Origin of the sequence: Acinetobacter sp. YH12105 (assembly GCF_013419095.1) — a bacterium.
Lineage (GTDB): Bacteria > Pseudomonadota > Gammaproteobacteria > Pseudomonadales > Moraxellaceae > Acinetobacter > Acinetobacter pseudolwoffii.
Genome location: NZ_VPAU01000035.1, coordinates 1 through 7,815 on the forward strand (window position 1 = coordinate 1; position 7,815 = coordinate 7,815).

The 7,815-nt window shown below is 52.6% G+C and carries 6 protein-coding genes and 5 pseudogenes; 2 read left to right on the forward strand and 9 right to left on the reverse strand.

From position 1 onward, the window contains the following. A pseudogene (locus FTU44_RS14705) lies at nucleotides 1–75 on the forward strand (IS6 family transposase); the annotation flags it as partial. Between the two features lie 129 nt (nucleotides 76–204). Here FTU44_RS14705 and FTU44_RS14710 read toward each other — a convergent pair. From FTU44_RS14710 to dfrA16, 8 genes and pseudogenes are all read right to left on the reverse strand, one after another. Beyond that, on the reverse strand, nucleotides 205–705 hold the full coding sequence (locus tag FTU44_RS14710) for a GNAT family N-acetyltransferase (protein WP_000376623.1): 501 nt from the start codon (nucleotides 703–705) through the stop codon (nucleotides 205–207). Nucleotides 706–832: 127 nt separating this feature from the next. Beyond that, the gene (gene sul1, locus FTU44_RS14715) at nucleotides 833–1,672 is read right to left on the reverse strand and encodes a sulfonamide-resistant dihydropteroate synthase Sul1 (protein WP_000259031.1); all 840 of its coding nucleotides are present in this window, start codon (nucleotides 1,670–1,672) and stop codon (nucleotides 833–835) included. After that, nucleotides 1,666–2,013 carry a quaternary ammonium compound efflux SMR transporter QacE delta 1 gene (locus FTU44_RS14720; protein WP_000679427.1) on the reverse strand — a complete coding sequence of 116 codons (348 nt, stop codon included), beginning with the start codon at nucleotides 2,011–2,013 and terminating at the stop codon, nucleotides 1,666–1,668. Before FTU44_RS14720 ends, sul1 begins: the two co-directional genes overlap by 7 nt. Before the next feature lie 116 nt (nucleotides 2,014–2,129). Then, nucleotides 2,130–2,968 (reverse strand): annotated as a pseudogene (gene aadA1 / locus FTU44_RS14725) (ANT(3'')-Ia family aminoglycoside nucleotidyltransferase AadA1). Between the two features lie 92 nt (nucleotides 2,969–3,060). Beyond that, nucleotides 3,061–4,320: a chloramphenicol efflux MFS transporter CmlA6 gene (locus tag FTU44_RS14730; RefSeq protein ID WP_001256773.1), complete on the reverse strand. Its 1,260-nt coding sequence runs from the start codon at nucleotides 4,318–4,320 to the stop codon at nucleotides 3,061–3,063. A 214-nt stretch (nucleotides 4,321–4,534) separates the two neighbouring features. Beyond that, nucleotides 4,535–5,373 (reverse strand): annotated as a pseudogene (locus FTU44_RS14735) (AadA family aminoglycoside 3''-O-nucleotidyltransferase). 117 nt (nucleotides 5,374–5,490) lie between these two features. Next, nucleotides 5,491–6,357 carry a PSE family carbenicillin-hydrolyzing class A beta-lactamase CARB-2 gene (locus FTU44_RS14740; protein WP_001931474.1) on the reverse strand — a complete coding sequence of 289 codons (867 nt, stop codon included), beginning with the start codon at nucleotides 6,355–6,357 and terminating at the stop codon, nucleotides 5,491–5,493. A 164-nt stretch (nucleotides 6,358–6,521) separates the two neighbouring features. Next, on the reverse strand, nucleotides 6,522–6,995 hold the full coding sequence (gene dfrA16, locus FTU44_RS14745) for a trimethoprim-resistant dihydrofolate reductase DfrA16 (protein ID WP_032490158.1): 474 nt from the start codon (nucleotides 6,993–6,995) through the stop codon (nucleotides 6,522–6,524). Nucleotides 6,996–7,150: 155 nt separating this feature from the next. On the opposite strand from dfrA16, the pseudogene intI1 reads away from it, so the two are divergent. Further along, nucleotides 7,151–7,687, forward strand: a pseudogene (gene intI1, locus FTU44_RS14750) (class 1 integron integrase IntI1); the annotation flags it as partial. Between the two features lie 53 nt (nucleotides 7,688–7,740). On the opposite strand, the pseudogene FTU44_RS14755 reads toward intI1, so the two are convergent. Next, nucleotides 7,741–7,815, reverse strand: a pseudogene (locus tag FTU44_RS14755) (IS6 family transposase); the annotation flags it as partial.

Sequence of the window (7,815 nt, forward strand, 5' to 3'; positions counted from 1 at the left end):
GGCCAGGCCTCAGCATTTTATTATGGTGATCCCCTGGGCGAAATGCGCCTGGTAAGCAGAGTTTTTGAAATGTAAGGCCTTTGAATAAGACAAAAGGCTGCCTCATCGCTAACTTTGCAACAGTGCCTCGCGGTCGGACTGCAAGTGATCTTGAAGCCACGGGCCCGTCCCACCCCGACATGGACCTCGATGCCCGAACGGACGTTAGATTTCGAGTTCTAGGCGTTCTGCGATGAAGGTTGGATCCCAGCCGGGATTGAAAGTGTCGACGTGGGTGAATCCGAGCCGCTCGTATAGGCCACGCAGGTTCGGGTGGCAGTCGAGCCGCAGCTTGGCGCACCCCTGCGTTCGCGCGGCATGGCGGCAAGCCTCGATCAGCGCGGAGCTGACACCCCGGCCCGCATGTGTCCGTCGCACCGCGAGCTTGTGCAGATATGCGGCCTCCCCCTTGAGGGCGTCGGGCCAGAACTCGGGATCCTCGGCCGACAAGGTGCAACAGCCGACGATGCCGTCGCTGCAACTCGCGACTAGGAGCTCGGATCTCAGGACGAAGGTCTCCGCGAATGTCCGGTCGATCCGCGCGACGTCCCAGGCGGGCGTTCCCTTGGCGGACATCCACGCCGCAGCGTCGTGCATCAGCCGCACAACCTCGTCGATATCACCCGAGCAGGCGACCCGAACGTTCGGAGGCTCCTCGCTGTCCATTCGCTCCCCTGGCGCGGTATGAACCGCCGCCTCATAGTGCAGTTTGATCCTGACGAGCCCAGCATGTCTGCGCCCACCTTCGCGGAACCTGACCAGGGTCCGCTAGCGGGCGGCCGGAAGGTGAATGCTAGGCATGATCTAACCCTCGGTCTCTGGCGTCGCGACTGCGAAATTTCGCGAGGGTTTCCGAGAAGGTGATTGCGCTTCGCAGATCTCCAGGCGCGTGGGTGCGGACGTAGTCAGCGCCATTGCCGATCGCGTGAAGTTCCGCCGCAAGGCTCGCTGGACCCAGATCCTTTACAGGAAGGCCAACGGTGGCGCCCAAGAAGGATTTCCGCGACACCGAGACCAATAGCGGAAGCCCCAACGCCGACTTCAGCTTTTGAAGGTTCGACAGCACGTGCAGCGATGTTTCCGGTGCGGGGCTCAAGAAAAATCCCATCCCCGGATCGAGGATGAGCCGGTCGGCAGCGACCCCGCTCCGTCGCAAGGCGGAAACCCGCGCCTCGAAGAACCGCACAATCTCGTCGAGCGCGTCTTCGGGTCGAAGGTGACCGGTGCGGGTGGCGATGCCATCCCGCTGCGCTGAGTGCATAACCACCAGCCTGCAGTCCGCCTCAGCAATATCGGGATAGAGCGCAGGGTCAGGAAATCCTTGGATATCGTTCAGGTAGCCCACGCCGCGCTTGAGCGCATAGCGCTGGGTTTCCGGTTGGAAGCTGTCGATTGAAACACGGTGCATCTGATCGGACAGGGCGTCTAAGAGCGGCGCAATACGTCTGATCTCATCGGCCGGCGATACAGGCCTCGCGTCCGGATGGCTGGCGGCCGGTCCGACATCCACGACGTCTGATCCGACTCGCAGCATTTCGATCGCCGCGGTGACAGCGCCGGCGGGGTCTAGCCGCCGGCTCTCATCGAAGAAGGAGTCCTCGGTGAGATTCAGAATGCCGAACACCGTCACCATGGCGTCGGCCTCCGCAGCGACTTCCACGATGGGGATCGGGCGAGCAAAAAGGCAGCAATTATGAGCCCCATACCTACAAAGCCCCACGCATCAAGCTTTTGCCCATGAAGCAACCAGGCAATGGCTGTAATTATGACGACGCCGAGTCCCGACCAGACTGCATAAGCAACACCGACAGGGATGGATTTCAGAACCAGAGAAAGAAAATAAAATGCGATGCCATAACCGATTATGACAACGGCGGAAGGGGCAAGCTTAGTAAAGCCCTCGCTAGATTTTAATGCGGATGTTGCGATTACTTCGCCAACTATTGCGATAACAAGAAAAAGCCAGCCTTTCATGATATATCTCCCAATTTGTGTAGGGCTTATTATGCACGCTTAAAAATAATAAAAGCAGACTTGACCTGATAGTTTGGCTGTGAGCAATTATGTGCTTAGTGCATCTAACGCTTGAGTTAAGCCGCGCCGCGAAGCGGCGTCGGCTTGAACGAATTGTTAGACATTATTTGCCGACTACCTTGGTGATCTCGCCTTTCACGTAGTGAACAAATTCTTCCAACTGATCTGCGCGGGAGGCCAAGCGATCTTCTTCTTGTCCAAGATAAGCCTGTCTAGCTTCAAGTATGACGGGCTGATACTGGGCCGGCAGGCGCTCCATTGCCCAGTCGGCAGCGACATCCTTCGGCGCGATTTTGCCGGTTACTGCGCTGTACCAAATGCGGGACAACGTAAGCACTACATTTCGCTCATCGCCAGCCCAGTCGGGCGGCGAGTTCCATAGCGTTAAGGTTTCATTTAGCGCCTCAAATAGATCCTGTTCAGGAACCGGATCAAAGAGTTCCTCCGCCGCTGGACCTACCAAGGCAACGCTATGTTCTCTTGCTTTTGTCAGCAAGATAGCCAGATCAATGTCGATCGTGGCTGGCTCGAAGATACCTGCAAGAATGTCATTGCGCTGCCATTCTCCAAATTGCAGTTCGCGCTTAGCTGGATAACGCCACGGAATGATGTCGTCGTGCACAACAATGGTGACTTCTACAGCGCGGAGAATCTCGCTCTCTCCAGGGGAAGCCGAAGTTTCCAAAAGGTCGTTGATCAAAGCTCGCCGCGTTGTTTCATCAAGCCTTACGGTCACCGTAACCAGCAAATCAATATCACTGTGTGGCTTCAGGCCGCCATCCACTGCGGAGCCGTACAAATGTACGGCCAGCAACGTCGGTTCGAGATGGCGCTCGATGACGCCAACTACCTCTGATAGTTGAGTCGATACTTCGGCGATCACCGCTTCCCTCATGATGTTTAACGCCTGAGCTCAGCCGACCGAAACCGCGTAGCGGTTTTGGGTCGGCTGCAGCGATTTGTTGGGCGATAGCTTGCCACATTCTCTCAACGATTGGGATTTGATGTACTTTCCGCACTTTGTAGCGCGACCACATCATGCTCCCCCTGGCCGCGAGAGCCCTTCACTCGGGAAACACAAGACAGACCGAGCACGACTGTTGCAAGGGTCAAACAGTACACGACAACCGGCCAAGCCGTGTTGCGCGGCAACAGCGAAATGATCAACGTTCCGATGCTTCCTAGCAGTACACCGCCCAAGCAGAAGTAGACTGCCGTGACCGTTCCAGCAACATGGTCGAATCCTCGAAGAGCGCCATTGGGCGCCACAGATACCGCTGTGGCGACACCAATACCCACTAGCCACATTGGAGCAATAAAGCCTAACACGGACTGCAAAGCCCATATTTCGGTGATGGCAAGCAATACTGCTCCAGCTATCAGGCATCCCATTCCCATTCGCAAGACACTTGGGCTGCCCCACTTGGGTATCACACGCCCCATAAAACGAGCCGTAAACACCATGGCAATTGCCACTGTGGCGAACAGCAGGCTGAAGCCAAGCTGAGACACACCTTGCCTGCCCATCATTAGTCCGGGCGCAATGGAGAAAAAGACGAAGAAGCTACCCATTCCAGCGGCGTAACACAACGTGTACAACCAGAAGTTCAGGCACTTAACGGGGAGTAGCAGCTGCGACCATTGCAAGCCCGCAACTCGTTGCACCCGGGTTTCAGGCCAGAATCGCCACGCTGCTGCAGATGCAGCGATCATGCCCAAACCTAGAAACGCAAAGATAGCCCGCCACCCAAGCCACATGTCGACGAGCGCTCCGAGCAATGGGCCTACCGCCGGGACTATGGCCAGCATGGATCCGAGTATGCCGTAAATGACATTACTTTCCTCGCGACCTGCGTAAATGTCACGTACTGTTGCAAATGTGGAAACAAGGCACGCCGAGGCACCACAAGCCTGAAGAATCCGAAGCCCCAGAAAGACTTCAGCCGATGACGTAAGAGCGAGGCCCATTGACGCCACAACGTAGGCGAGGCCACCTCCCAGTAGAACGGGGCGGCGCCCCAGTCGGTCCGATAGCGGTCCAAACAAGAGCTGACCGGCACCAATCATGACCAAGTACGTTGTCAGCGTAAGCTGAATTGTGCTCGCTGTCGTACCAAGCGCGTTTGGCATAAACGGCACTGCTGGCAAGTACATGTCCATGCCGAGTGATGCCAATAAATCGAACGGTGATAACAACAACACCGTGGCGGCAAGGGAGTACCGCCAACTAAAGTTTTTTGAGCGCACGAAACCATCTCCTTGAACAAAGGATTTGGCGGCGCTCCCGTAGAGCAAAAGGATTCATGAGAACGCCGCAACAACCGAAAAATGAAGGTTGCTGCGGCTTACTTGTCTGCGTTCTTGGAAGTGCTCATCTGCTGACTATCTCATGATTAAATTTGAATCGTAACAACTTTCAAGCAACTCTGCAAGGAGCCTTATTGTGCGCCCAACGCCGGAGTTAAGCCGCCGCGCGTAGCGCGGTCGGCTTGAACGAATTGTTAGACATCATTTACCAACTGACTTGATGATCTCGCCTTTCACAAAGCGAATAAATTCTTCCAAGTGATCTGCGCGTGAGGCCAAGTGATCTTCTTTTTGTCCCAGATAAGCTTGCTTAGCTTCAAGTAAGACGGGCTGATACTGGGCAGGTAGGCGTTTTATTGCCCAGTCGGCAGCGACATCCTTCGGCGCGATTTTGCCGGTTATTGCGCTGTACCAAATGCGGGACAACGTAAGCACTACATTTCGCTCATCGCCGGCCCAGTCGGGCTGCGAGTTCCATAGCTTCAAGGTTTCCCTCAGCGCCTCGAATAGATCCTGTTCAGGAACCGGGTCAAAGAATTCCTCCGCTGCCGGACCTACCAAGGCAACGCTATGTTCTCTTGCTTTTGTAAGCAGGATAGCTAGATCAATGTCGATCATGGCTGGCTCGAAGATACCCGCAAGAATGTCATTGCGCTGCCATTCTCCAAATTGCAGCTCGCGCTTAGCCGGATAACGCCACGGGATGATGTCGTCATGCACGACAAGGGTGACTTCTATAGCGCGGAGCGTCTCGCTCTCGCCAGGGAAAGCCGAAGCCTCCATAAGGTCATTGAGCAATGCTCGCCGCGTCGTTTCATCAAGCTTTACGGCCACAGTAACCAACAAATCAATATCGCTGTATGGCTTCAGGCCGCCATCCACTGCGGAGCCGTACAAATGCACGGCCAGCAACGTTGATTCCAGATGGCGCTCAATGACGCTTAGCACCTCTGATAGTTGGTTCGAAATTTCGATGGTCACCGCTACCCTCATGATGTCTAACGCCGCCATAAGTTGCGGCTTTGGAGTTGATTGTTTTGTGGTAGCGTAGCGTTAAACCACAAAACAAGCGACGGAAAAGCCGTCAACTTGATGGCCTTGTTAGCCTTATCAGCGCGACTGTGATGTATAAACGTCAAAAATTGAATGACCAATTTTAACAATCGCATCATTTCGCTCTGCCATTGAAGCCTGTGTTTGAGCTAGATAGATGCTCACAATAATTGGGGCTTGATGCTCACTCCACACAACTGCTGTAATACTCCGAGCACCAAATCCGCCAGCACCTGAGCGATCCGCAATGTTCCATCCCGCCGGCAATACTGAACGTAGTAAATTACCAGTGACTTGATTGTTCACCATCCAAGACTCTAATTTTTTCTGGTTCATTTCAGATAGCGCGGAACCAAATAAAAATTTATTCAAAGTACTGGCTATTGCCTTAGGAGTTGTCGTATCCCTCAAATCACCGAGCTTACCTTCATTTAAATCAGGCTCAATACGGTCTAGACGAGTCTCTTTGTCCCCAATTTGTCTTAAAAAATCAGTAACGCCTTTGGGGCCACCTACAGCACTTAGGATGATATTTGCCGCAGTATTATCACTTGTAGTCATAGTTGCGAAGCACGCATCATCGAGTGTGATTGCCTGCCCTACTTGCTTTTCTATTACAGGGGAATAGGTCACAAGATCTGCTTTCTTAATCTCGACTGTACTATTGGGATTAACTTTTCCTTGCTCAGCATCATATAGTAATTTAGCGCAAGCTATTGTTTTAAAAGTACTTGTTAACGGGAAGCGCTGATTGCCATTGTAATCCCAATATTCTCCATTTTGAGTATCAAGAACGGAAACACCTATACGAGCAGAAAGAGAAACTTCAATTGCCTTAACGTCTTGTTCAACTTGCTGAAACTTTGAACTACTTGCAAAAACCACGGATGGTATTAAAAGCGAAAATGCCAATAAAAACTTCATGTAAGTAACCCCATAATTTTGATTGTCACACATTTTATATAAAAGCATGAGGCTCCATAATATGGCTAACGCCCGCCTCAACTGCCGGAGGTTAATGGCGCCTTTTTTGCAGCTCCACCGCAAAAAAAGGTGACAGTAACCGGAGGTCAGATTGCAGGCGCTTGTTAACTCTTTTGCCAGATTTGATAACAATAGTTAATGTTAGACTCGAAATCTTGCTCAAATACCAACTTGAATGTATCTGGGATTTCAGGAAAAACTATGTCTCCATCTCGCTCGATGTCGACTGTTGAAATATGCAAAGTATCTACTTTGGAAATCAAGCTTTTGTATATTTCACCACCACCAGAAACGATAACATGATCCGTGATTTCCTCTAAATTTATTAAGGCATCCTGAATTGAGGAGAAAACCATTACACCCTCATCATTCGTAGAAAAATTAGAGCGAGTTACAACTGCATACTTTCGATTTGGGAGAGCGCCCATTGACTCAAAAGTTTTGCGTCCAACTAAAAGCCATTGATTATATGTAATTGCCTTAAATAGAAGTTGCTCGCCTTTGGCGCTCCATGGAATATCTGGTCCATTACCGATAATACCGTTCTTCGACTTGGCAGCCATTAGTGATAACTTCACGATTTCTCCCTCGAGTTAACTTTGTTTTAGGGCGACTGCCCTGCTGCGTAACATCGTTGCTGCTCCATAACATCAAACATCGACCCACGGCGTAACGCGCTTGCTGCTTGGATGCCCGAGGCATAGACTGTACAAAAAAACAGTCATAACAAGCCATGAAAACCGCCACTGCGCCGTTACCACCGCTGCGTTCGGTCAAGGTTCTGGACCAGTTGCGTGAGCGCATACGCTACTTGCATTACAGCTTACCAACCGAACAGGCTTATGTCCACTGGGTTCGTGCCTTCATCCGTTTCCACGGTGTGCGTCACCCGGCAACCTTGGGCAGCAGCGAAGTCGAGGCATTTCTGTCCTGGCTGGCGAACGAGCGCAAGGTTTCGGTCTCCACGCATCGTCAGGCATTGGCGGCCTTGCTGTTCTTCTACGGCAAGGTGCTGTGCACGGATCTGCCCTGGCTTCAGGAGATCGGAAGACCTCGGCCGTCGCGGCGCTTGCCGGTGGTGCTGACCCCGGATGAAGTGGTTCGCATCCTCGGTTTTCTGGAAGGCGAGCATCGTTTGTTCGCCCAGCTTCTGTATGGAACGGGCATGCGGATCAGTGAGGGTTTGCAACTGCGGGTCAAGGATCTGGATTTCGATCACGGCACGATCATCGTGCGGGAGGGCAAGGGCTCCAAGGATCGGGCCTTGATGTGGCACTGTTGCAAAGTTAGCGATGAGGCAGCCTTTTGTCTTATTCAAAGGCCTTACATTTCAAAAACTCTGCTTACCAGGCGCATTTCGCCCAGGGGATCACCATAATAAAATGCTGAGGCCTGGCC

Coding starts and splice junctions, on each gene's coding strand:
- FTU44_RS14710 (WP_000376623.1), bottom strand. CDS start 705: ATGGACAGCGAGGAGCCTCCGAACGTTCGGGTCGCCTGCTCGGGTGAT.
- sul1 (WP_000259031.1), bottom strand. CDS start 1,672: ATGGTGACGGTGTTCGGCATTCTGAATCTCACCGAGGACTCCTTCTTC.
- FTU44_RS14720 (WP_000679427.1), bottom strand. CDS start 2,013: ATGAAAGGCTGGCTTTTTCTTGTTATCGCAATAGTTGGCGAAGTAATC.
- FTU44_RS14740 (WP_001931474.1), bottom strand. CDS start 6,357: ATGAAGTTTTTATTGGCATTTTCGCTTTTAATACCATCCGTGGTTTTT.